Raw genomic sequence first — 22,535 nt, 5'->3', positions numbered from 1 at the left:
TGTTAAATGAGTAAAAGAGCAAAGAATACTTGGATTATTATTACTTTGACTTTAATAATAAGTATATTTCTATATGGTTGTTCAAAAGAAAAAAATCCCCTGGAAAATAGCAGTAAAGTACAGGTTGGAGAAACGGCTGCAATTGAGGATAAAAAGATATTTGATGAAAATATAGATAACTTATCAGCATGGGTCACTTATTGGGATTTAGATGTTCAAGGAGAGATTAAGTCTTTAGATAAGCAATTAAAGGAAGTTTCATATTTTGCAGCTTATTTTGATTCCAACAATAAACTGATAATGCCACAGCAATTAGTAGATTACTATAATAGAACAAAGGATGAGGACTATACTAAATATCTTACTATTGTTAATGATAAAATAAATAGTGATGGAACTTCATCACTAAAGGATAAGGATCTTTTAAAGACATTGCTCACAGATTCTATCTTAAGAAGTAAACATGTTAAGGATATAATAAGTTTAGCATCTCAGTATGGTTTTAATGGAATAGAAATTGACTATGAACAAATTAAGGATGATATGGAATTATGGAATAATTACTTATTGTTTATTAAGGAGCTATATGGTGAATGTAATGGAGTTGGGTTAAAATTGAGAGTCATATTAGAACCTAATATCCCTTTTGATGCTCTAGAGTTTATAGAGGGTCCGACCTATGTTATGATGTGTTACAACCTACATGGAGGGTTTAGTGAACCAGGAGAAAAAGCAAATCCTCAGTTCATAAAAGAATTGATGGATAAGATGGAAAGAGTACCAGGAAGTAAAAATTTTGCCATTGCTACAGGTGGATTTAATTGGGCTTCAGATGGAAAGGTAACTTCCTTATCTGAAGTAGAAGCTAAAGATTTAGTAAAAGAATATAGTGCAAAAGAGGAAAGAGACAATAAAAGCCAATGCATAGTGTTCAAGTACACTGATGAGGATGGGATTGAACATGAAGTGTGGTATGCAGATAAAAATACATTAAACTCATGGATGCAAGTTATAAAGGAAAAGGGCTATGGTATCAGTCTTTGGAGACTTGGTGGAAATGTGTTTGAGTAAACTCAACAGATAGTTGAGTTCCTCCAAAAGGACTAGTTATTGTTGTAGTTTTAAATTTCAATATACGTAGAGAGCTAGGTTAAATTTAGTAATTAGCCTAGCTCTCACTATAACCATGGAATAATTTACATCACTGCTTATTTATATATAGTTATCAGTGTTATATTATATTTATTTTAAATTTTATGAATTATAATTACATGTTTTCCCTATATAAGAAATTATTTGCGTTGTTAAAGTGTTTCTTTTATAATAAAATAATATATATCTATAAAAGAAAAAGAAGGTATATAAAATGTTTGACTTTAAATTTGACTGGCAAGATGATTTAAATACCAATATTGGGAGAATTGATGAACAGCATAAAGAACTTTTTAGAATTGCTCGTAATATAGAACAATTATTGATAACAAAATGTGCTACTGTAGATACTAAAATTCTTCTTGATATAATATGTGAGCTTAGAGAATATATTTCTTATAGCTTTTATGAAGAAGAAAAAATAATGAAAAAAGCTAATTACTCTAATTATGAAGAACATATAAAATCCCATAAGGAATTAAAAAAGGTGATTATGAATATTGAGCTATCAGTATTAAAGAAAAAGCCTTGTGAAGAATTAAAGAAAATTAAGGATTCTCTACAAGACTGGATTTTTCAGCACATGATGATAGAAGATAAAGCAATGGCAGAAGAAATATTAAAGAGTCCAACCTACATTTAGAATGTAAGTTGGACTCTTAAAATTTATTTCTTTTTACCTAAAATACGTATTAAGTATATAAATAAGTTAATAAAATCTAAATATAATTCTAAAGCAGCAATTATAGCAAACTTATTTGTGGTAGTGGCATCATAACCGTAATTTTGTTCATGTATTAATTTAACCTTTTGCATATCATAAGCTGTTAATGCACAGAAAACTGCAATACCAATATAATTAACAAACATAGATAACTCATCAGAACCTACAAAGAGATTGAATAAGCTAGTAACTAATATTCCAACAACCCCCATTATAGCAATTCTACCTACCATTGATAAGTCCTTTTTGGAGGTCATACCTATCATGCTACAACAAAAAAACATGGCAGAAGTTACTACAAAAATACTTATGATGGACTCGAGACTGTAGATAGTAAATATTGCCCCAAAAGTAAATCCGTTTACTATAGAATAGGTTATAAACATGGCAAAAGCAGCTTGAACAGAAAGTTTATTAATCTTTCTGCTAAGTAAAACTACTAAAGCTAATTCCACAACAATAATACCTATTACGAAAGCTGAGTTACTATAGATTAACATCATCATAGAAACATTAGTGGAAATAAAATAACCTACAGCAAAGGTAATTATTAGTCCGATGGCCATATATAATAAGGTCTTATTTATAAAATTATTTTGGCTCTTACTATATGAAATTTCATTCATAATATCACTCCTTCGATAAACATAATATATGTAATATTATACAATATATTAAGAATTAATAAACAGATTATATACATTAAAAGAAAAAATTCAGGAACTATTAATGTATTTTAAAGCAATTATAGAGGTGTTATAAGTAAAACATGAAGAAATGGAATAAACTTGGATACAATTTCAATGAAATGATATAATATTTATATTAATTTAAAAATTGTTTAGGATATTAAATAAGTGTAAAATCGTGGAAATATTAAATTGCAATTATCAACATATGAATGTTATTTGGATTAAATGGGGGATAAAAATGGATAAAATATTAATTACAGGATCAGAGGGATTTTTTGCTTCAAGGTTTATAGAATACTATAGGGATAAGTATAATATTATAGAATTTGGAAGAACGGAACTAGATATAACTAATGAAGAGAAAACTATTAAAACTATAGAAAATAACAAACCAGATTATGTAATACACTCTGCTGCGATATCAGATACTGGAACTTGTGAAAGAAATCCAGAGTTATCCTATGATATAAATGTGAGAGGAACCATAAATGTAGCAAAGGGATGTAAAAATTCTAATAGTAAATTGATATATTTTAGCTCAGATCAGGTATATAGCAATAATAACTCCTTAGGTCCACACAATGAGGATAGTATTTTAATTCCTAAAACAGTATATGCTGCTCATAAAATAGAAGCTGAGAAAAAAATATTAGGGTTACTAGATGATGCAGTTATTTTAAGAATCACATGGCTTTTTAGTTTGCCAGAAAAAAATAAGAAAATAAAATCTAATCTAATTTGGAATATTATAAAAGGTGCTATGGAAAATAAAAAAGTAGAATTTCCAGAGTATGACTATAGGGGGATAACTTATGTCTATGATTTAATAGAAGCTTTTGATAAGATACTCAAATTACCTGAAGGAATATATAATGCCGGTAGTGAAAATGATTTAGGTGCTTATGACATTGCTAAAATTGTATTTAATGAATTGAATTTAACTAATAGAATTGAGGAACTTTTGGTTAAAAATAGTGATAGACATAGAGATATAAGAATAGCTAATGAAAAAATTAAGAAATATGATATACATTTTTTATCATCAGAAGAAGCAATTAAAAAATGTATAAGAGATTTTTCCTTTAAAATATAATAATAAAGAACAGGTTACAAATTTGTGCTATAGAAGTAATGTACACTGTAAAAAGTTAGGTACAATGGGATGAAGATATATAAATCCCTCAAATCTGCACGACCACAACAACTAGTTAACTAGTTAAATATATAAATAGTTCTCTATATAACTATTTATATATTTTTATAGAAAAAGTTTTATATCCAATAATATAGTTTTATGGAGGATGAAATGGATAAAAAGATACTTATAGGAGAAATGGCTAAGATTCACAATATATCAACTCAGACACTAAGGTACTATGATTCTATTGGATTACTTAAGCCTAGACATAAAGATGAGGAGAATGGATATAGATATTATGATATTGAACAGTTTGCTCAGCTTGATTCTATTTTATTTTTAAAAAAGCTGGGAATGCCCCTTAAGGATATAAAAAAGTATTTTTCAAATAGAAATCTTAAAATACTAATTGATCTCCTTAATAAGAAAGAGAAGGACATAGATAAGGAAATTGAACTTTTAGAAAGATATAAAAAAAGTATCTCTAAAAAACTTGAGTTTTTGGAAGAAAGTATAGAAGAAGCTAGACTTGAAGATTGTGAAATAGTTGATTTAGAGGATAGAGATATAATATATATTTCTTTAAATGATAGAACAGATATATATAGTGTAGAATATGGTATAAAAGAATTAAGTAATAGATTGGGAGATAATCTTTGTTTATTTGATGGAAGAATAGGAGCTTTTATCTCACAAGAAGATATTTTAAGTAAAAAGTATACTACCTTCAGAGATATTGCTTTAATTTTTGATCATGGGATTTTCAACCATAAAAATATAAAAACTTTGCATAAAGGAAGATATGCAAGGATAATTTATAGAGGCCTCTATGATTATGCAGAAAGTTACTTTAATAAGCTTATAAATTTTATGGATATAAATGGACTAGAGAGTGTTGGAGATGGCATAGTTCTTACCATAACTGATTCTGCTTTTTCTTCAAAGGAAGAAGAGTATTTAACAGAAATACAAATTCCTTTAAAATAAATGATTGACATTATAGTTACTATAAGGTTTAGAATATAAACTTGTGAGAGATAAGAGTGCTAGATTGATTACACATCAAATAAATTATTTTAAGTAGGTGATATTATGAACTTTGTAGAATTAACAGAAATGAGATTAAAGAAATTATTGATAAAATTTTTGTTTCCTAGCATATTAGCTATGCTAGCAACGTCAGTAAATATTCTTTGTGATACCATATTTATAAGTCAAGGAGTTGGAAAAGAGGGCCTTTCGGCTTTAGGAATAGCTATACCTATATATAATGTATATAATGCCCTATCCCTTTTAATAGGAATGGGAGGTGCTACCTTATACTCTATTAATATGGGTAAAAAGAACAATGAAAAAGCAAATCAGGTCTTTAATACATCAATTTTTATAGCAATTATAATAGGGTTAAGCATTTCTATTTTTGGTTATATTTTTTCAAAAAATATAGCTATAATGTTTGGAGCCTCACAACAAATATTAGGGCTTTCTGATGAATATCTAAAAATAATATTATTATCAGGTATAAATTTTATATTATCAGGCGTTTTACAGGCATTTATAAGAAATGATGGTGCTCCAAAGCTTTCTATGGTTGCCGGAATTACTGGTAACATGTTTAATGTGGTTTTTGACTATGTATTTATTTTTGTACTTGACATGGGTATGAGAGGTGCTGCCATAGCAACGGCTATAGCACCAATGGTAACTTTAATAATTATAGCTACTAAATTTATTAAAAAATCTGGACATCTTAGATTCAACTATAACTCAATTAAAATTCCATATATTACAAATATATTTAAGGTAGGGATATCAAGCTCATTCATTGAGGTATCTGGAGCTATTGTTATAATACTATTTAATTATATTTTAATAGATATGATAGGCGAGATTGGAGTAGCTGCGTATAGTATTATTAGTAATATTGCTTTAATTGGAGTTGCAATATTATCTGGAATAAGCCAAGCTATTCAGCCAATAGTAAGTGTTAATTTTGGAGCTGAACATTATGATAGAGTAATTAAAACTAGAAAAGCAGCCATATACATTGCAATTGCCTTTGGAATAGTATTTTTCTTAGTAGGAAATATCTTTACAAAAGAAGTAATTAGCTTTTTTAATAATTCAGACTTAAAGCTTATTGAAATTACAGCTAGAGGTATGAGAATATATTTCGTAGCATTTATATTTATTGGAATTAATATGGTTAATATATCATTTTTCCAAGCAATTAGTCATGCTAAGATATCAAATACCATGTCTATTATAAAGAGTTTTGCATTAGTATTAATTAATCTATCTATTCTTCCGAAAGTATTCGGTATAAATGGATTATGGTCCACTATACCAGTTGCAGAATTTATTACTTTAATCATTGGTATATTTATAGTTAAATATAATATGAATTACTTAAAGTCTAAGGCATAAAATTAATGAATAAAGTTACAGCATATAAATTTGCTTCTATGCACATTTATATGCTGTATTTTTATATAAATATATAGATGAAAATTAAAAAAATGGAAAAACTACTTCACATGTCGTAGTAATTGTGATATATTATAATTACTACGACAGATAAAGTACGATAGGCAGAGTAATTGCATAATATACACTAAAGATATAGTTATATATGAAATAGTAAGTAGTAGGTGGAGAAAGGAGGATAACATTTGATAAGTAGTGATGTTATTAGAGGATATAATGATACTATAATTCTTTTCACTCTCCTAGATAGGGAGTCCTATGGATATGAGATATCTAAAACTATAAAAAAACTATCAGAGGAAAAATATATTATAAAGGAAACAACATTATATTCTGCCTTTACAAGGCTGGAAAACAACGGTTATATAGAATCCTTTTATGGAGATGAGACCTTTGGAAAGAGAAGAACTTACTATAGAATCACACAAAAAGGACTGGATTACTACAAAGAAAAGTGTGAAGAATGGAAGGTTATTAAAGAAGTAATGAGTAAATTTATAAAGGAGATGGATAAGTATGGAGACCATTAAAAATTATTTAGAAAATATTTTTTCAAGTTTACCAAAATCAGCAGAAATTATAAAATTAAAAGATGAGTTGCTTTCTAATATGGAAGAAAAATATTGGGAACTTAAAGAAAGTGGAAAAACTGAAAATGAAGCTATCGGAATTGTAATTTCTGAGTTTGGGAACATTGATGAGTTAATAAAGGAGTTGGGAATTGAAAATAGAAAGCAATTAGATAATATTCTGACTATTACCATGGAAGAAGCAGAAAATTACATGAGGGATAAAGTTAAATATGGAAAGCTTATTGCTGTTGGTGTTATGTTATGTATATTAGCACCAGCAATACTAATGTTTACTCATAATATTATAATAGGTGGAGTATTTGGTACAGAAATTAATGTGGAAACTTTAGAAGGACTCAGTGTTATCCCATTATTTATTCTTATAGCTATTGCTGTGGGGCTATTTATCTATGCTGGTACTCAACTTGACAAGTATAAGTATTTAGAAGATGATTTCATATGTCCACTACATGTGCAGCAAAGAGTAAAAATTAAAAAAGAAAAATTCTCATCCAATTTTACTAAATTAAATATAATTGGAGTTACACTTTGTGTACTGTCACCTGTTGCGTTAATTGGTATATCAGCAATTGGAGGATACGATAATGACATATTATCTAATTATGGAGCAATTGTATTATTAATAATGGTAGCTATTGCAGTTTTTATATTTGTAAGAGTAGGAAATATAAATAATAGCTATAATGCACTTTTACAAATTGAAGAATATTCATCAAAATGTAAGGAAAATAATACAGCTATAGGTGATGTTGCATCAGTTGTATGGCCTATTGCCACAGCAATATTTTTGATTTGGGGTTTAGGATTTAATGGATGGCATATTTGTTGGATTATATTCCCTATTACTGGAATACTATTTGGAGCTTTTAGTGGATTATATGCCTTAATAAAGCGTAACAATAAAAGATAATTTAGTATAATAGCTAGTCATAAACTTAAAGTTTGACTAGCTATTATACTTTTAGCAAAGATTTTTATTTATACTGGAGCTAACTCTCCAGTGGTGGAATCCATAATAAAACCATAGACGTTAATATCTTTTGGTATTAGAGGATGTTTTGTAATGATATCTACTGTTTCAGCTACTGAAGTATTAACATTATCAAATCCACTTAACCATGAATCAAAGTCAACTCCGAAGTATTTAACCAAATTAATTTGATCTTCAGTAATGTTTCTAAGTTTCATTTTTTCAATAATCTTTTTACTATTCATGTGTTGTGCTCCACAGTCCGTATGACCAATTACAAAAATTTCTTCAACCCCTAAATCATATATAGCTACTAGTAAGCTACGAGCTACACTTCCAAAGGGATGAGATATTGAACCACCAGCATTTTTGATAATTTTTACATCACCATTTTTAAATCCAAGGGCAGCGGGAAGAAGTTCCGTTAGCCTAGTATCCATACATGTAACTATGGCTATTTTTTTATCTGGATATTTACTTGTAATATATCTTTCATATTTTTTATTTTCTACAAATTCCTTATTGTATTTCAAAATTTCATCTATCATGTTTTCACTTCCTCAATATAAGTATTATCAAGTGTAAAAAGTAAATTTTAAATATCTTAATAGTGTTATACAAATACTTAATTATCACTTAATAAATAGATTTTATTTTAAATGTGAACTAAATACAAGGAATTTCTAATTTTTTTCATAATATAAAAAATAAATTTAAAATGAACTTGAAAATAATATAATGATTGGTTAATTATAGAAATATATAAATTATTTATAATAATTACTAGTGAATATGATGTAATGGAATAGATTAACAAGAGTATTCTTATATGATATAATATTATTCAGAGTATAATAATTATTATGATAATTTGTTAATTTACTATCTAAAGGAAATAAAGTTATATATTTGACTTTAGGTGTTGGGGGAGTTGATGCTATGGTAGATAAACTTTCTGTTTTATTTATGTATTGGATAATCTACAGTTTGTTAGGATGGATAGTAGAAACAATATATTGCTCTGTTCTTGATGGCTATTTTGTAGAAAGAGGTTTTTTAAATGGGCCATTGTGTCCTATATATGGTTTTGGAGCACTTTTTGTTTTATTATTGCTAAATCAATATAGTGATAATGTAGTTATAGTATTTATTTTTGGTATGATCTATACAACTATTATAGAGTATATAACTAGTTTTATTATGGAAAAATTATTTAAAATGAGATGGTGGGATTATTCTGATTACAAATTTAATATTAGAGGAAGAGTTTGTTTGAGAAACTCTTTTTTGTTTGGGTTTCTATGTGTTGTACTAATTGAGATAATACATCCTTTCACAGAGAATATTATGACTAGAATTCCAATAACAATAGTATACTTATTATCTATTTGTATTTTAATATCTGTTCTAGTAGATTTATTCATATCTATAAATTCCATAGTAAATCTTAATCGTAAGTTAGAAGAAATTCATTATGTTAAAGAAGAAATATGGATTAAATTATATGAAGAGGGTATAGTAAGAAAATTAGAAAACCTACGTGTAATAACAGATAGCAAATTAAATAACCTAAAGGAATTAAAGGAAAATTTAACTGAATTTAAAGAAAATATATCTATAGATAAAGTAGAAATATCCCTTCGTAAAAAGTATAAGTCTCTCTTAATGGAAACTAAGTATGTGGAGCGGAGATTAATATGTGCCTTTCCTAGATTAAAATCTCAAAGATATAATGAAGCTTTACATGAATTACGAAAGGCTATAAAGGACATTGAAAATGAAGATTATTTTAAAAAAATATTGAAATTTATAAAAAAGGTTTTTAAAAGAAGTAATAATTTTTAAAGTTATAAAACATTAATTTGTATAAAAAGAGTGTATATAGTATTAGAAGTATTGTCTTTAAATTAACTTGTAAAGGAGAATGATAATGTTTGCTTCAAAGGAAAATGGAGATGGAAAAAAGACTAGAATATTTATGTGGTCGAAAAATTCTACAAGAAATGATGTTATCAACATTGCGTGGCCTGTTCTGTTAGAACTTCTTATGGGTTCCCTTTTTGGAATGGTAGATATGATGATGCTTGGAAGAATGGGCGATAATTCATTGGCTGCAGCTTCTGTATCTGCTGTAGGTATGACAAATCAGCCATTATTTATAGGATTGTCTCTTGTGCAAGCTTTAAATGTTGGTGGAACAGCAATGATTGCTAGATACCTTGGATCAAAAAGAACAGATAAAATAGAAACTACTTTAAAGCATGTAATACTATTGAGTTTGATAATGTTAGCTATACCTATATCGGTATTAGGAATAATTTTTACTGGACCAATTATGAAATTTATGGGGGCAGCAAATGATACGTTACAAGTAGGTGGAAGCTATTTTAAAATTATTATGGTTGGATTTATATTTCAATCTTTTAATATGTCAATATCTGCAGCACTTAGAGGTATTGGAGAAACAAAAACACCTATGAAGATAAATTTAAGAGCTAACTTTTTTAATGTTATTGGGAATGCAGTTCTTATATATGGTCTTTTTGGACTTCCTAAGCTTGGTGTTACAGGAGCTGGAATATCTACGGCTATATCTAATGTAATAGCAAGTGTATTTTTATTTAGGTATATTATAAAAGGTAAAAGCATAATTAAATTAGATATTAAAAAATCATTTAAAATTGATAAAAATATTATTTATAATCTAGTAAAGATAGGTGTACCTGCATCCCTTGAGCAGTTAGTTTTAAGAGCTGGAGTACTTATGTTTGTAAGAATAGTTGCAGGACTAGGAACTGTAGTGTATGCATCACATCAAATATCATTAAATATATTAAGTCTTTCTTTTCAACCAGGACAAGCTTTTGGAATTGCAGCTTCATCCCTGGTAGGTAGAAGCATAGGGGCTAAAGAGCTTTCAAAGGCGGAGAGTTATGCCAAGGAAACCAGAAAGATTGGTTCCTTGATATCCACTTTTATGGCTATAATTTTCTTCTTTTTTGGTCCGCAGATTATAGGTTTATATTCAAAAGATCCAAGGATTATACAAAATGCATCTATAGCTTTAAAAATAATAGCATTAGTTCAACCATTTCAATCATCACAACTAATATTAGCAGGAGCTTTAAGAGGTGCAGGGGACACCTTCTGGCCACTAGTTGCTACCTTTGTTGGGGTATTATTAATAAGAGTTGTTTTAGCTCACTTGCTTGTAAATATATTTGGATATGGATTAGCAGGAGCATGGATGGCTGTATTCATGGATCAATTTGTAAGATGGTTTTTTGTTTACATGAGATTTAGAACAGGAAAATGGAAATATATAAAAATAAGGTAGATATACATATACATTATAAAGGTATCTTAAATAGATACTTATAAAGCCTTAGTATGGATAATATTTTATTTAATTTACTTTAGGTTTTATATGATTAGAGTATAGTGTAGTAATGAATAAATTATAAGTTAAGAGGGAAAGCATGGATGAAATAAAAAAATTATTTGATTTGAATATTGGACTAGTATTAGCCGGTGGAGGTGCAAAAGGTGCCTATGAGGCAGGGGTATTTAAGGCACTTTGGGAGTTAGACATAATAAGAAGAGTTTCCGTTGTATCAGGAACGTCAATTGGCACAATAAATGGACTTTTATTATCTATGAATGATAATAGTATAATGGACAAGAGTTGGTCAAGTCTAACTTATTCTAGATTTATTAATCATGAAAGTCTGGCAAGAGATTTAAAGATTTCTCAGTTAATAAAAAAAGCTAAGAATATAGGTAAGGAACAAAAATTTAATGAACTGCTTAGTGTAAGTGATATAGGTTTGCTTTCTCAAAGTGGCATACGTAAGTTTATTGAGGAGTATGTTGATTTAAAAGTAATTAAAGAGTCAAGAAAAACTCTCTATGCGTGTGCATATAATATAGACCTGAAAACACCTGAGTATTTTAGATTAAATGATTATGACAATGAGAAACTTATAGACATTGTACTTGCGTCCTGTGCAGTACCATTTATTTTTAAGCCTATAAATATAAATGAGTATAGATATTCAGATGGGGGTATAAATAGTCCTAAATATGATTATCAAAATGCAGATAATGTACCAATAGCTCCTCTTAAAAATCATAATTGTGATGTTATCATAGTTGTACATTTATCTTATAAGCATCAATTAGATAGAACAGGATTTGAAGACTGCAATATTATTGAAATATATCCTTCTATGCATTTAGAAGCAGTAAGTGGTATAGGTACAGTTAATATAAGACAAAGTACATTAAATCAACATATTGACCTGGGATATCGAGATGGGCTTTCAATTTTATCCCCTATGATAATAGACATGATGAAGGGAAAATCGCTAGGGAAGTTAATTGAAAAGCATGAGGAATATAACAAAGAATTACTAAGTAATAATCATTTCTTTTAAAAAGTGGTATCATAGATTTCCATATATATTGGAAGCTATGATACCATTTTAAAGTTATATTTTATTCCCAATAGGTAGTAGCTAAGGTCAATTCTTCTCCATCTTCATTTATGATATCATGAGTACATATATATCCAGTTTGTGATTTTTCAATTTTGGTATGAACTTTTATTCTATGACCATAATAGGTTTCTTTTTTATATACTACTGTAATCTCACGCATTTCATAATTTAAAGCAATATCCAATGGTATAGATTCAATTATCCAACTTACATATTTTACATTATTAACATGTTGATTAGTGTCTATATCACTATATCTTATATCAAAGGCCTTTTCAGTGTCCCAACTATCTAAAGGTTTCAATGAGGAATGAATAAAGCGTTCATTTTCATCCTTGGATATATTGTATGCGGCATACATATCATCGCTTACCTTTACAGGTCGTCTTTTAGTTGAATCAACTAAGAGCCATATAGACCGTCCATCCACTATTAAGTTACCTAAACTATCTTCAATATAATTTGTTCTATATGCGTAATATTTATAGAAAGAATTTGCTCTCGTAGATACTTTTAAGTTCTCATCATACAAAGGGTACCTATTTATTTTTATATTCCACTGTGTTAATATCCATCCTTTATTATTTGTCATTAGGTACTCTACACCAACACCACGGCTATCAGATTGTACAGAGCATATGTCCATAAGATAATTCATAATAGTGGAAATTAAAGCTCTTTTCTTGGCATCCACTTCATAATAGTGTACATTATAACTTTTACTAGTTATTAAACTCATGCTAATACCTCCTACGGTAATAATAAATGTTACTAAGGCATAAGAATATTTTACCACAAAGTTAGGGCTTATTTTGCATTTATAATTAAACTAATCTGTAAATATAATAAATTTTTCAAACTATTTAATAAAGTATATGTAAATTAAAATGAATTACGCAAATATGTTTAGATAAGTATAAAAATAAAATTCAACTATGTAAAGTAACTGTTGTATATAAACAGTTTATAAAATAAACTATTTATATAGTAGATTTGATAGTATAGAATTATGTATTGATAATTTAAATAAGTGGATGAGGGTAAATAGTATGATAGAAAAGATAAAGTATTGGGCAAAAAAGTTAAAAGCACATATAGATACCTTGTATCTTGTATATAAAAAAAGAAGCACACCATGGTATGCAAAGGTAGTAGTTGCAATAACTATAGGCTATGCGTTTAGTCCAGTAGATTTAATACCGGACTTTATACCTATTTTTGGATTTTTGGATGATGCTATCTTATTACCTGTTCTGATTTGGCTGTCCTTAAAGCTCATTCCAAAAGAAGTTATAGAAAGTTGCAGACTTGAAGCAGAAAATATTTTTAAGGAAGGAAAACCTAAAAATTATGTAGCCAGTGGAATTATTATATTAATATGGATATTAATAGCATTAGTTATAATAAATAAAAGTTTGCCATAGAAATATAAAAATCGATTTTTATTAAGGAAGATATAGGTAGATGGAATATTAACTAAAATGTAATTAGAGTATTTAATATGATGAATTGGAACTTTAGAAATATACGTAGTATAATTAGGGTATCTTATTGTAATTTAGGAAGGAATGGATATAAGCTGTGATCGATATAAAGCTTGAAACATTTATTACTGTGGCTGATACAAAGAACTTTACACGGGCTGCCAGCATATTAAATATGACTCAACCTGCAATTTCTCATCATATAAAACTTTTAGAGGAATATTACAATGTGAAGTTATTAGAAAAAAAAAATAAGAACATGGAGCTTACGGGGGCAGGAAGGATACTTTATAAGTATGCTTTAGAAATTGATAAAATAAGTAAATTGGCAAAAAACCATCTTTCAAATGAATCATCTATTATAAAGAGATATAATGTAGGCGCAACTCTTACTATAGGGGGATATGTACTTCCATCTATCATAGGAAATTATAAGGTGAGCAACAAAAACATAGATGTAATACTTCATGTGGAAAATACAGGGAATATAATCCAAAAACTCTTTAGTGGTGAGATTATATTGGGTGTTATAGAGGGCCCCTTTGATAAAAGTAAGGTGATTTATGAAAAATTTAAAGATGATGAACTAGTATTTGCTATTTCAAAAAGTCATGAAATGGCTAAGAAAAAGAAAATAACAATGGATGAAATTCTTTCAGAAAAACTTATACTAAGAGAAAAAGGATCTGGGACAAGGCAGATATTTGAAGATTATATGGTGCAGCAAGGATTTGAACCTAAGAATATTAATCCTTATATGGAAATTGGAGATATAACAGCAATTATGTCTTTAGTAGAATCTGGACTTGGAGCAACAGTGGTATCAAAGGAAGCATTAAATTCACCATTGATGTGTAAAAAATTTAAAGCATTATCAATCAAAAATATGAAAATGAAAAGAGAATTTAATTTTATATATTTAAAAAACTCAAATATGGATTTTATAAAGAACTTTATTGATTTTTGTAAAAAGCAATGTGATGAGACTGAATTAGAATAAAACATCTTCTAATTTAGTCTCTATTTTATATTTAAGTTATCCTAAGTATAAAGAATCTTTATCTTACTATAACTAATCTTAAGTTCACTTTGTAAAATTGCAGAGATATAATAAACATGAAAATATTACAAGGGTATGACAAGTGCAGAAAGATTAACAATTAGAATGTCAATACAATGAAATAAAGAAGGGTAGTGAAGAAAATGGCAATAATAGCATCAGCAGAAGAAAAATCAAAATTAAAGGGTCAAGGATTTCTTCCACAAAGAGATGGAATACACTTTGCATGTAGAGTTATAACTGAGGACGGATGCTTAAATTCAAAGGAAACAAGAGTCCTTTCTGAAATATCAGAAAAATATGGAAGAGGATATATGAGTTATACTACAAGACTTACAGTAGAAATTCCATGGATAAGATTTGAAGATATTCAAAAGGTAAAAGAAGAGCTTAGTGAAGCAGGACTAGAAGGGGGAGGGACGGGTCCGAGAGTTAGACCTGTAGTAGCGTGCAAAGGAACCGTATGTATATTTGGGCTTTTAGATACACAAGAATTAGCAAGGAAAATACATGAAAGATTTTATAAAGGATATTACAATGTACTTTTGCCACATAAGTTTAAAATAGGTATAGGTGGATGTCCAAATAACTGTATAAAGCCAGACTTAAATGATTTTGGCATAATGGGTCAAAGAGTACCAGATTGTAATGAGGATTTATGTTTAGGATGTAAAAAGTGTTCAGTAGAAGAGGCTTGTAAAAAAGGAGCAGCAAAAGTTATTAATGGAAAGCTTCAAATAGATAGGGAGAAGTGTACAAACTGTGGACTTTGTATAGATAAATGTCATTTTGGTTCAATGGTATGCAAAAAAGATGGTGTAAAACTATTTATAGGTGGGAAATGGGGTAAAACTCCAAGACGTGGTGAACCATTGAAAGGGGTTTATTTATATGATGAGGCTATGGATATAATAGAAAAAGCAATTTTATATTATAGAGATAACGGAAAAACTGGAGAAAGATTTGGTGATATGGTAGAGAGAATTGGATTTGAAGAAGTATCTAAAGGAATACTAGGTAATGAAATTCTAAAAGAGAAAGAAGAAATATTAAAGGCAGAGGTCCACACCAAGAGAAACTATTCCTGTTAATTAAGATATAGAAATAAAAAAGTAAGCTAGGTTTAAGTTGAAATACTTGTACCTAGCTTGTTTTTCTATTGTAGATTATTTAATAAAAATTTAAGTTTTTCTCTTAAGTCTGATACTTCATCTAAAGAAAGACCAGTACTACAGAACATCTTTTCAGGTATTTTTGAAGCTTTATCCTTCATTGAAATACCTTTATCTGTTAGTTTCACATATACATTTCTTTCATCTTGAGAAGCTCTTATCCTTTGTATTATATCCATGGATTCAAGTCTTTTTAATACAGGTGTAAGGGTTCCAGAATCCAAATAAAGTTTCTTGCCTAACTCTTTTACAGTTATATTATCCTCTTTCCAAAGGACTAAAAGGGTAATATATTGAGTGTAAGTAATGCCAAGTTCATCTAATAGTGGCTTATAACTTTTTATTATAGCTTTTGAAGAAGCATATAAAGCAAAGCATAGTTGCTTATCAATATCTAAGTGTTCATAACTCATATTAGAAACCTCAGTCCTATAAAATTTTTTCTATCTCTGGAATCATATCCATAGGATCTACAGGAGATTCAAATCTATTTACTATATTTCCATCTCTGTCTATTAAGAATTTAGTGAAGTTCCACTTAATACTATTACCAATAATATACTCAGGGTATTTTTCTTTCAAGATGTTATCTAGTAGTCTTCCGCTAGGGGTACTTAAATCAAAACCCTTAAAAGGCATAGAATTACTTAAAAACTTGAATAGGGGATGAGCTGTTTGTCCCTTAACATCTACCTTTTCAAATAATGGGAAGGTAACACCATAGTTTAACTGACAAAATGCTTTTACATCATTGTTATTACCAGGTTCTTGTTCGGCAAATTGATTACATGGGAAGCCTAAAATTTCTAGCCCCATATCCTTATATTTTTTATAGATATTTTCTAAATCAGAATATTGAGGTGTAAATCCACATTTACTAGCTGTGTTTACAACCACTAGAACCTTACCTTTGTATTTTTCTAAAGTAGTTTCTTCTCCGTCTATAGTTTTAACTTTAAAATCATAAATATTCATATATATTTCTCCTTTTATGATGGGTATATAGTGTAATACAAAATAGCTAACAATCAAATTGTGCACAATCGATATCTTTAAGTTAATATTACAGTGGAATCTTAAGTATGTCAATATGAAAATAAAATTAATTTAAAAATATTGCATAAAATTTATACTAAAAAACTATTATTATAGTAGTAATTTAAAAGAGGAATAATTATGTGTAATTTTCTAAGAAATAAAGAAGAATTGGCTATCTCCTATGCAAAAAGAGCGATTGAAGAAGTACAACAAGGTAAAAAGGGGAGAATCAATGCTATATGGTTAGAGATATCAGGGTGTTTTGGAGAAGTAATTTCTCTGTTAAATGGAGATGAACCAGATGTTATATATATGCTAAAGGAATTTGTTAATATGATTTTCTTTGGCAGTATAAATGGAGATGAGGGACAAGAAAGCTATGAGAGAATATTTGAAATTTTGGATACTGAATATATATTTTTAGTTTGTGGCGCAGTACCATTAAGAGATAATGGTCTATTTACTACTGTTGCTACCTATAATGGAAGAAAAATAACAGCAATGGAGGCGGTAGAAACTATAGCTAAAAACGCTAAATATATTATTTCTGTGGGAACATGTGCTTGTTATGGAGGACCTACTGCAGCAAGACCTAATATATCTAATGGAGTTAGCATATCAGAGTTTTTAAAAAGAGATGACATTATTAGAATACCAGGTTGTCCTGCAAATCCTGTTTGGACTATGGGAATTTTGGGTTATATTACATCCTATGGTATGCCAGAAGTTGATAGTGATGGAAGACCAAAGGCTTATTATGGAGAGACAATTCATGACAATTGTCCAAGAAGAAGGTTTTTTGATAATGGGATATTTGCTAAGAAATTTGGAGATCCAGAATGTTTATTTTCTCTAGGGTGCAGAGGTCCAATAACCCATGCATATTGTCCTGTAAGTCGATGGAATGGCACTGATAATTGGCCTATCGGGGATAATACTAATTGTATAGGCTGTGCAGGACCTAGATTTCCAGATGGAACAGAGCCTTTTGTAAAATATGGAGGAGTTTAATTATGACTAAGATAGTAATTGATCCATTGACTAGGGTAAGTGGACTTTTAAATATAGAAGTAAATGTAGTTAATAATAAGATTATAGATGCAAAAAGTAGTGGAAGTCAGTTTAGGGGATTTGAGGAGATGTTTAAAGGTAGATATCCCTTAGATATTATAAGACTGGCTCCAAGGGTATGTGGAATTTGTTCTACCCATCATGCTGTAGCTGCTACTTTATGTCTAGAAGATGCAATGAAAGTTACACCTGATTTTAATGGGAAAGTAGTTAGAGATATTGCTAACGGATTTGAATTTTTGCAGAATTATTTGAGGCACATATATTTTTTCGTATTTCCAGATTATGTAGATATAGTTCATATAAATCCGTTGTATAAAACGGAAAGTGCTAAAGCTGCTGATTACAGGTTATCTAGAGAGGATACAAAAAGAATAAATGAAGATTACTTAGGAGCAGTAAGGTATAGTAGAGAAGCACATAGAGCTGTAGCTGAATTAGCTGGAAAAGTTCCTCATTGTCATGGCATTTTTGTAGGTGGCACAACTACCAATATTGATATACCACAAATAGAAAACATTAAATATAGTATAAAAGTAATAAAAAGTTTTATTGTAGATAAGCTTATACCGGATGTATATACTATAGCAGCCACTTATGAAGATTATTTTAAAATTGGTGATGGATATAAGAATTTTATGAGTTATGGATTGTATGACAATTACTTGCATCCAATTAAAATGGTATCAACTGGAGTAATGATAAATGGAATTAGAGAAGAATTTCAGTCTAGCAATATAGCAGAAGATATTTCTAAAACTTGGGTAGAATCAGATTTGCAAACTTTAATACCAGGAGAAGACAATAAAATCACCTATAATCCTTATAAACCAGAAGCATATAGTTGGGTTAATGCACCTAGATATAAGGGGAATCCTATGGAGGTTGGGGCACTAGCTAGAATGACTTTAAGTGGTGACTATAGTGGAGGAGTATCTATTATGGATAGAATAATTGCTAAATCAATAGAGGCGAAGAGACTTTGTGAAGCTATAGAGGGATTAATAGATTTATTAAAACTAAAAAAGGCTTATCAAGAGCAATGGGAAATACCTGAGGAATCAAGAGGCGTTGGATTAATAGAAGCAGAGAGAGGATCCCTAGGACATTGGTTGTCTATTAAGAATAAGTTAGTACACCACTATACTTTAATACCACCTTCATCTTGGAATTTATCACCTACTGATAATAGGGGAATAAAAGGGCCAGTGGAAGAAGCGTTGATAGGAACGGAAATAAAAGATATGGTCCATCCAGTAGAAATAGGACGTATAGTAAGAAGCTTTGATCCATGTTTAAACTGTGCCGCACATGTAACCAGTGATAAATATGAGCCTATAACAATAAATATACTATGATAAAGATTTTTGCCATAGGAAATATTATTTTGGGTGATGATGGTATAGGAGTAAAGGTAATGGAGTTCATAGGGGCCCAACTGGAAAGCTATAGCAAAGAAGTTAAGGTATTAATAGTTGGAATTGATTATATATATTATTTAAATGAAATTAATAAGGAAGATACTGTTATTCTGGTAGACAGTACCTACTTTGGAATTGAACCTGGCAGAGTTTCAGTCTTAAATTTAAAGGAATGTGATAAATTTATTAACCCTTGCAGAGATATGCATAGTGAAAATCTTTTGAGGGTTTTAAGAGAAGAATATAGAGAAATTGCTGGATATTTAGTTGGTATTGAAGTGGAAAAGGTGAATTATTCCTTAGAGTTATCTAATACTTTAAAGGATAAATTTTCTGAAATTACTAAAAAAGTATTTAGGGAAATTAAAAGGATAATTGGTGATATAAATGCATGAAATTTCAATAATTAGTTACGTTATAGATATGGTTGAGAAACAGTGTATTAAAAATAATATAACTAAGGTATCAAAAGTATTTTTACAAATAGGAGAATTTTCTTGTATAGATAATTCCTCCATTGATTTTATTTTTAAAGAAATGAGTTCAGGGAGTTGTTGTGAGGGTGCAAAACTTATTATAGAAAAGTTATTAAGTAAGGCATATTGTAATAATTGTCATAAGGAATTTCCTTTAAAGACTACAAATAGAAAGTGTCCTATTTGTAATCAGATAAGTAATGAAATAACTTCAGGTTATGAAATTTTACTCTACAGAATAGAAGGAGAATAAAGTGATTAGAAAAGGAATTATAGTTAAAGGGACAGTTCAAGGCGTAGGATTTAGACCTTTTGTATATAGAATAGCTTTAGAAAATCAACTATCAGGTTGGGTGAATAATACAAGTAAGGGAGTGGTTATGGAAATTCAAGGAGCTGAAGTAGGTATAGATAATTTTTTAACTAACCTTAAGGAAAGGGCACCTGAGTTAAGTAGTATTGAAGAAGTAGTAGTTGAGAATAAAAAAAGCCTAAAGGATTATAAGGAGTTTCTCATAGTAGAAAGTACCGAAGAGAAGGGGAGGACTTTAATTTCTCCAGATATAGCTACATGTAAGGAGTGTGAAAAAGAGCTAGGGGATAGTAATAATCCAAGAAGATATTTATATCCTTTTATAAATTGTACAAATTGTGGTCCTCGATTTTCAATAATAAAAAATACTCCCTATGATAGAGAATATACTTCTATGGATAATTTTATTATGTGTGACAAATGTAAGAAAGAATATGAAAATCTTAATGATAGAAGATTTCATGCAGAGCCTACCTGTTGTTACTCTTGTGGTCCAAGAGTAATCCTCTTAGATAATAAGGGGAGCCCTATAAAATCTAGCGATAAATTTGAAAGTGTGAGAAAGTATTTAAGGGAAGGAAAAATAATTGGAGTTAAGGGCATAGGTGGTTTTAATCTTGTTTGTGATGGAAATAATGAACTAGCTATAGAAAAACTAAGGCTTAGAAAACATAGACCAGATAAGGCATTAGCCCTTATGATGAAAGATATAAATGTAGTAGAAAAATATTGTTATGTAAATAATGAAGAAAAAGAAATTTTAACAGGAAATAAGAAACCTATATTGCTTTTAAAGAAAAAGAACAATAAACTACCAACTAATATTTCTTTTAATAATAAAAGACTAGGAGTAGTATTACCCTATTCTCCCCTTCATTATTTAATATTTGGTAACAACATAGATATTTTAGTTTTTACTAGCGGGAATCTAAGTACTATGCCAATAATATATGAGGATATAGAGGCTATAGACAATCTTATGGAAATAGTAGATTATTTTTTTATTCATAATAGAGAAATTAATATGCCCGTTGATGATTCTGTAGTTCAAGTAATTGGTGGTTACGGTAGGGTTATAAGGGCTGGTAGAGGTTATGCCCCTTACTATAATAAGTATATATTCAAAGAAAATATCCTAGCCTTAGGATCTCAATTTAAAAATTCATTTTCTCTTGGAAGTGGAGATTGTATTTTTACAAGTCCTTATATTGGAGACATGGAGGGAGAAGAGAATTATTTAAGATTTAATAGAGTGTTAAAGCACATGAAGAATATTTTTAAAGTTGAACCGAATACAATTATTCATGATATGCATCCTAATTATTGGAGTAAGAATTATTTAGATAAAAACAAGGTGAAAACTTTAGGTGTTTATCATCATCATAGTCACATAGTGAGCTGCATGATAGAAAATAAAGAAAAGGATAAAGTTATAGGGATAGCCTTTGATGGAGTGGGATATGGAGAAGATGGAAACCTTTGGGGAGGAGAGTTTTTAATATGTGATAAAAAGAACTTTATTAGGGGAGCACACTTAAAATATATTCCTTTGCCTGGAAGGGATAGAGCAGTAAAATTTCCATGGAGAATTGGACTATCTCTTTTGTTTGGAGTTTTAAAGGAAGAGGAGATTGAAGAAGCTGCTTGTAAATATTTTTATGGTATGGAATCAAGGATAATTATTAACATGCTAAGAAAGAATTTTAATTGTCCACTAACTTCTAGTATGGGAAGACTATTTGATGGAATTGCCAGTCTTTTAGATTTTAACAAAGAAGTATCCTATGAAGGAGAGGCTGCTATGTATGTTGAAAGCTTAGCAGAAGATTTCATTGATTCTTTAAAGGGTACTAATAATTATGATTATATAAAAAGGTGTGAGAATATATATCAATGGGAAATTAGTGGTAGCCTGCCTTATATTATAAATATAAATAATATAATTAGAGGCATTATAAAGGATTTAAATAATAACATTGATAAAGGGTGTATAGCTCTAAAATTTCATAATACTATAATAGATTTTTCAAATAAAATTTGTATTAAGTTAAGAGAAGAATATAAAATAAATAAGGTAGCTTTAAGTGGAGGTGTATTTCAAAACTCTATTTTATTAGAAGGAATTGAGACGTCGTTGAAGGACAGTGGATTTCAAGTTATAACCCATAGATTAATACCTTGCAATGATGGGGGATTGTCTATAGGTCAGATAGTTATTGGAAATGAGTTATGTAAGGAGAATTAA

At 29.1% G+C, this 22,535-nt stretch carries 23 protein-coding genes; 18 read left to right on the top strand and 5 right to left on the bottom strand.

Annotated elements, in window-relative coordinates:
* The first annotated feature begins 6 nt into the window (after positions 1 to 6).
* On the top strand, positions 7 to 1,071 hold the full coding sequence (locus B3Z56_RS16795; protein ID WP_346879222.1) for a glycosyl hydrolase family 18 protein: 1,065 nt from the start codon (positions 7 to 9) through the stop codon (positions 1,069 to 1,071).
* A gap of 295 nt (positions 1,072 to 1,366) precedes the next feature.
* Complete coding sequence (locus tag B3Z56_RS16790; RefSeq protein WP_346846468.1) at positions 1,367 to 1,795, top strand: hemerythrin family protein; 429 nt, start codon at positions 1,367 to 1,369, stop codon at positions 1,793 to 1,795.
* Positions 1,796 to 1,818: 23 nt separating this feature from the next.
* On the opposite strand, the gene B3Z56_RS16785 is transcribed toward B3Z56_RS16790, so the two are convergent.
* Positions 1,819 to 2,502: a Bax inhibitor-1/YccA family protein gene (locus tag B3Z56_RS16785; RefSeq protein ID WP_346846469.1), complete on the bottom strand. Its 684-nt coding sequence runs from the start codon at positions 2,500 to 2,502 to the stop codon at positions 1,819 to 1,821.
* A gap of 304 nt (positions 2,503 to 2,806) precedes the next feature.
* Between B3Z56_RS16785 and B3Z56_RS16780 the strand changes: the two genes are divergently transcribed.
* From B3Z56_RS16780 to B3Z56_RS16760, 5 genes are all read left to right on the top strand, one after another.
* Positions 2,807 to 3,661, top strand: a complete 855-nt coding sequence (locus B3Z56_RS16780; RefSeq protein ID WP_346846470.1) for an SDR family oxidoreductase — start codon at positions 2,807 to 2,809, stop codon at positions 3,659 to 3,661.
* A gap of 213 nt (positions 3,662 to 3,874) precedes the next feature.
* Entirely contained in the window at positions 3,875 to 4,693 is an 819-nt protein-coding gene (locus B3Z56_RS16775; protein WP_346879221.1) for a MerR family transcriptional regulator, read from the top strand.
* 105 nt (positions 4,694 to 4,798) lie between these two features.
* Positions 4,799 to 6,133 (top strand): MATE family efflux transporter, encoded by a 1,335-nt coding sequence (locus B3Z56_RS16770; protein WP_346846472.1) that lies wholly within the window; start codon positions 4,799 to 4,801, stop codon positions 6,131 to 6,133.
* A gap of 245 nt (positions 6,134 to 6,378) precedes the next feature.
* Entirely contained in the window at positions 6,379 to 6,723 is a 345-nt protein-coding gene (locus B3Z56_RS16765) for a YjcQ family protein (RefSeq protein ID WP_150844531.1), read from the top strand.
* Positions 6,710 to 7,696 carry a permease prefix domain 1-containing protein gene (locus B3Z56_RS16760; protein WP_346846473.1) on the top strand — a complete coding sequence of 329 codons (987 nt, stop codon included), beginning with the start codon at positions 6,710 to 6,712 and terminating at the stop codon, positions 7,694 to 7,696. The genes B3Z56_RS16765 and B3Z56_RS16760 overlap by 14 nt, the downstream gene beginning before the upstream one ends.
* Before the next feature lie 68 nt (positions 7,697 to 7,764).
* On the opposite strand, the gene B3Z56_RS16755 is transcribed toward B3Z56_RS16760, so the two are convergent.
* Positions 7,765 to 8,304: a carbonic anhydrase gene (locus B3Z56_RS16755; RefSeq protein ID WP_150844529.1), complete on the bottom strand. Its 540-nt coding sequence runs from the start codon at positions 8,302 to 8,304 to the stop codon at positions 7,765 to 7,767.
* Positions 8,305 to 8,695: 391 nt separating this feature from the next.
* Between B3Z56_RS16755 and B3Z56_RS16750 the strand changes: the two genes are divergently transcribed.
* The 3 genes from B3Z56_RS16750 to B3Z56_RS16740 all read left to right on the top strand — a co-directional run bounded on the left by B3Z56_RS16750 (position 8,696) and on the right by B3Z56_RS16740 (position 12,192).
* Positions 8,696 to 9,601: a putative ABC transporter permease gene (locus B3Z56_RS16750; protein ID WP_346846474.1), complete on the top strand. Its 906-nt coding sequence runs from the start codon at positions 8,696 to 8,698 to the stop codon at positions 9,599 to 9,601.
* Positions 9,602 to 9,686: 85 nt separating this feature from the next.
* The gene (locus tag B3Z56_RS16745; RefSeq protein WP_346879220.1) at positions 9,687 to 11,093 is read left to right on the top strand and encodes an MATE family efflux transporter; all 1,407 of its coding nucleotides are present in this window, start codon (positions 9,687 to 9,689) and stop codon (positions 11,091 to 11,093) included.
* A 142-nt stretch (positions 11,094 to 11,235) separates the two neighbouring features.
* A complete protein-coding gene (locus B3Z56_RS16740; RefSeq protein ID WP_346876995.1) occupies positions 11,236 to 12,192 on the top strand; it encodes a patatin-like phospholipase family protein in 957 nt (318 codons plus the stop codon).
* Between the two features lie 61 nt (positions 12,193 to 12,253).
* Here the strand turns inward: B3Z56_RS16740 and B3Z56_RS16735 are convergent, their stop codons facing one another.
* On the bottom strand, positions 12,254 to 12,994 hold the full coding sequence (locus B3Z56_RS16735) for an acyl-[acyl-carrier-protein] thioesterase (protein WP_346876994.1): 741 nt from the start codon (positions 12,992 to 12,994) through the stop codon (positions 12,254 to 12,256).
* A gap of 310 nt (positions 12,995 to 13,304) precedes the next feature.
* On the opposite strand from B3Z56_RS16735, the gene B3Z56_RS16730 reads away from it, so the two are divergent.
* The 3 genes from B3Z56_RS16730 to B3Z56_RS16720 all read left to right on the top strand — a co-directional run bounded on the left by B3Z56_RS16730 (position 13,305) and on the right by B3Z56_RS16720 (position 15,890).
* On the top strand, positions 13,305 to 13,679 hold the full coding sequence (locus tag B3Z56_RS16730) for a YkvA family protein (protein ID WP_346879219.1): 375 nt from the start codon (positions 13,305 to 13,307) through the stop codon (positions 13,677 to 13,679).
* A gap of 157 nt (positions 13,680 to 13,836) precedes the next feature.
* Positions 13,837 to 14,739 carry a LysR family transcriptional regulator gene (locus tag B3Z56_RS16725; RefSeq protein ID WP_346876992.1) on the top strand — a complete coding sequence of 301 codons (903 nt, stop codon included), beginning with the start codon at positions 13,837 to 13,839 and terminating at the stop codon, positions 14,737 to 14,739.
* A 203-nt stretch (positions 14,740 to 14,942) separates the two neighbouring features.
* A complete protein-coding gene (locus B3Z56_RS16720) occupies positions 14,943 to 15,890 on the top strand; it encodes a 4Fe-4S binding protein (RefSeq protein WP_346846480.1) in 948 nt (315 codons plus the stop codon).
* Between the two features lie 65 nt (positions 15,891 to 15,955).
* On the opposite strand, the gene B3Z56_RS16715 is transcribed toward B3Z56_RS16720, so the two are convergent.
* Both B3Z56_RS16715 and B3Z56_RS16710 read right to left on the bottom strand, forming a co-directional pair.
* Positions 15,956 to 16,384: a MarR family transcriptional regulator gene (locus tag B3Z56_RS16715; RefSeq protein ID WP_346846481.1), complete on the bottom strand. Its 429-nt coding sequence runs from the start codon at positions 16,382 to 16,384 to the stop codon at positions 15,956 to 15,958.
* Between the two features lie 16 nt (positions 16,385 to 16,400).
* Positions 16,401 to 16,946, bottom strand: coding sequence for a glutathione peroxidase (locus tag B3Z56_RS16710; RefSeq protein WP_346876990.1), 546 nt, complete (start codon positions 16,944 to 16,946; stop codon positions 16,401 to 16,403).
* A gap of 201 nt (positions 16,947 to 17,147) precedes the next feature.
* Here B3Z56_RS16710 and B3Z56_RS16705 point away from each other — a divergent pair, with 201 nt between their 5' ends.
* The 5 genes from B3Z56_RS16705 to hypF are packed head-to-tail and all read left to right on the top strand — an operon-like array spanning position 17,148 to position 22,535.
* The gene (locus B3Z56_RS16705) at positions 17,148 to 18,020 is read left to right on the top strand and encodes a hydrogenase small subunit (RefSeq protein ID WP_346846483.1); all 873 of its coding nucleotides are present in this window, start codon (positions 17,148 to 17,150) and stop codon (positions 18,018 to 18,020) included.
* A gap of 2 nt (positions 18,021 to 18,022) precedes the next feature.
* Positions 18,023 to 19,438 carry a nickel-dependent hydrogenase large subunit gene (locus B3Z56_RS16700; protein WP_346846484.1) on the top strand — a complete coding sequence of 472 codons (1,416 nt, stop codon included), beginning with the start codon at positions 18,023 to 18,025 and terminating at the stop codon, positions 19,436 to 19,438.
* A complete protein-coding gene (locus B3Z56_RS16695; protein ID WP_346846485.1) occupies positions 19,435 to 19,896 on the top strand; it encodes a hydrogenase maturation protease in 462 nt (153 codons plus the stop codon). Before B3Z56_RS16700 ends, B3Z56_RS16695 begins: the two co-directional genes overlap by 4 nt.
* Positions 19,889 to 20,230: a hydrogenase maturation nickel metallochaperone HypA gene (gene hypA / locus B3Z56_RS16690; protein ID WP_346846486.1), complete on the top strand. Its 342-nt coding sequence runs from the start codon at positions 19,889 to 19,891 to the stop codon at positions 20,228 to 20,230. Before B3Z56_RS16695 ends, hypA begins: the two co-directional genes overlap by 8 nt.
* A gap of 1 nt (position 20,231) precedes the next feature.
* Positions 20,232 to 22,535 (top strand): carbamoyltransferase HypF, encoded by a 2,304-nt coding sequence (gene hypF, locus B3Z56_RS16685; protein WP_346879218.1) that lies wholly within the window; start codon positions 20,232 to 20,234, stop codon positions 22,533 to 22,535.

It is taken from the genome of Clostridium sp. UBA7791, from assembly GCF_002480755.1.
GTDB lineage: Bacteria > Bacillota > Clostridia > Clostridiales > Clostridiaceae > Clostridium_J > Clostridium_J sulfidigenes.
Note: the sequence above shows the minus strand (reverse complement) of the source record. Positions and strands in the feature narration are given on the sequence as shown.

Bases quoted from the DNA above. Each gene is read 5' to 3' on its own strand.
- B3Z56_RS16795 (WP_346879222.1), top strand. From the start codon at position 7: ATGAGTAAAAGAGCAAAGAATACTTGGATTATTATTACTTTGACTTTA.
- B3Z56_RS16790 (WP_346846468.1), top strand. From the start codon at position 1,367: ATGTTTGACTTTAAATTTGACTGGCAAGATGATTTAAATACCAATATT.
- B3Z56_RS16785 (WP_346846469.1), bottom strand. From the start codon at position 2,502: ATGAATGAAATTTCATATAGTAAGAGCCAAAATAATTTTATAAATAAG.
- B3Z56_RS16780 (WP_346846470.1), top strand. From the start codon at position 2,807: ATGGATAAAATATTAATTACAGGATCAGAGGGATTTTTTGCTTCAAGG.
- B3Z56_RS16775 (WP_346879221.1), top strand. From the start codon at position 3,875: ATGGATAAAAAGATACTTATAGGAGAAATGGCTAAGATTCACAATATA.
- B3Z56_RS16770 (WP_346846472.1), top strand. From the start codon at position 4,799: ATGAACTTTGTAGAATTAACAGAAATGAGATTAAAGAAATTATTGATA.
- B3Z56_RS16760 (WP_346846473.1), top strand. From the start codon at position 6,710: ATGGAGACCATTAAAAATTATTTAGAAAATATTTTTTCAAGTTTACCA.
- B3Z56_RS16755 (WP_150844529.1), bottom strand. From the start codon at position 8,304: ATGATAGATGAAATTTTGAAATACAATAAGGAATTTGTAGAAAATAAA.
- B3Z56_RS16750 (WP_346846474.1), top strand. From the start codon at position 8,696: ATGGTAGATAAACTTTCTGTTTTATTTATGTATTGGATAATCTACAGT.
- B3Z56_RS16745 (WP_346879220.1), top strand. From the start codon at position 9,687: ATGTTTGCTTCAAAGGAAAATGGAGATGGAAAAAAGACTAGAATATTT.
- B3Z56_RS16740 (WP_346876995.1), top strand. From the start codon at position 11,236: ATGGATGAAATAAAAAAATTATTTGATTTGAATATTGGACTAGTATTA.
- B3Z56_RS16735 (WP_346876994.1), bottom strand. From the start codon at position 12,994: ATGAGTTTAATAACTAGTAAAAGTTATAATGTACACTATTATGAAGTG.
- B3Z56_RS16730 (WP_346879219.1), top strand. From the start codon at position 13,305: ATGATAGAAAAGATAAAGTATTGGGCAAAAAAGTTAAAAGCACATATA.
- B3Z56_RS16720 (WP_346846480.1), top strand. From the start codon at position 14,943: ATGGCAATAATAGCATCAGCAGAAGAAAAATCAAAATTAAAGGGTCAA.
- B3Z56_RS16715 (WP_346846481.1), bottom strand. From the start codon at position 16,384: ATGAGTTATGAACACTTAGATATTGATAAGCAACTATGCTTTGCTTTA.
- B3Z56_RS16710 (WP_346876990.1), bottom strand. From the start codon at position 16,946: ATGAATATTTATGATTTTAAAGTTAAAACTATAGACGGAGAAGAAACT.
- B3Z56_RS16705 (WP_346846483.1), top strand. From the start codon at position 17,148: ATGTGTAATTTTCTAAGAAATAAAGAAGAATTGGCTATCTCCTATGCA.
- B3Z56_RS16700 (WP_346846484.1), top strand. From the start codon at position 18,023: ATGACTAAGATAGTAATTGATCCATTGACTAGGGTAAGTGGACTTTTA.
- B3Z56_RS16695 (WP_346846485.1), top strand. From the start codon at position 19,435: ATGATAAAGATTTTTGCCATAGGAAATATTATTTTGGGTGATGATGGT.
- hypA (WP_346846486.1), top strand. From the start codon at position 19,889: ATGCATGAAATTTCAATAATTAGTTACGTTATAGATATGGTTGAGAAA.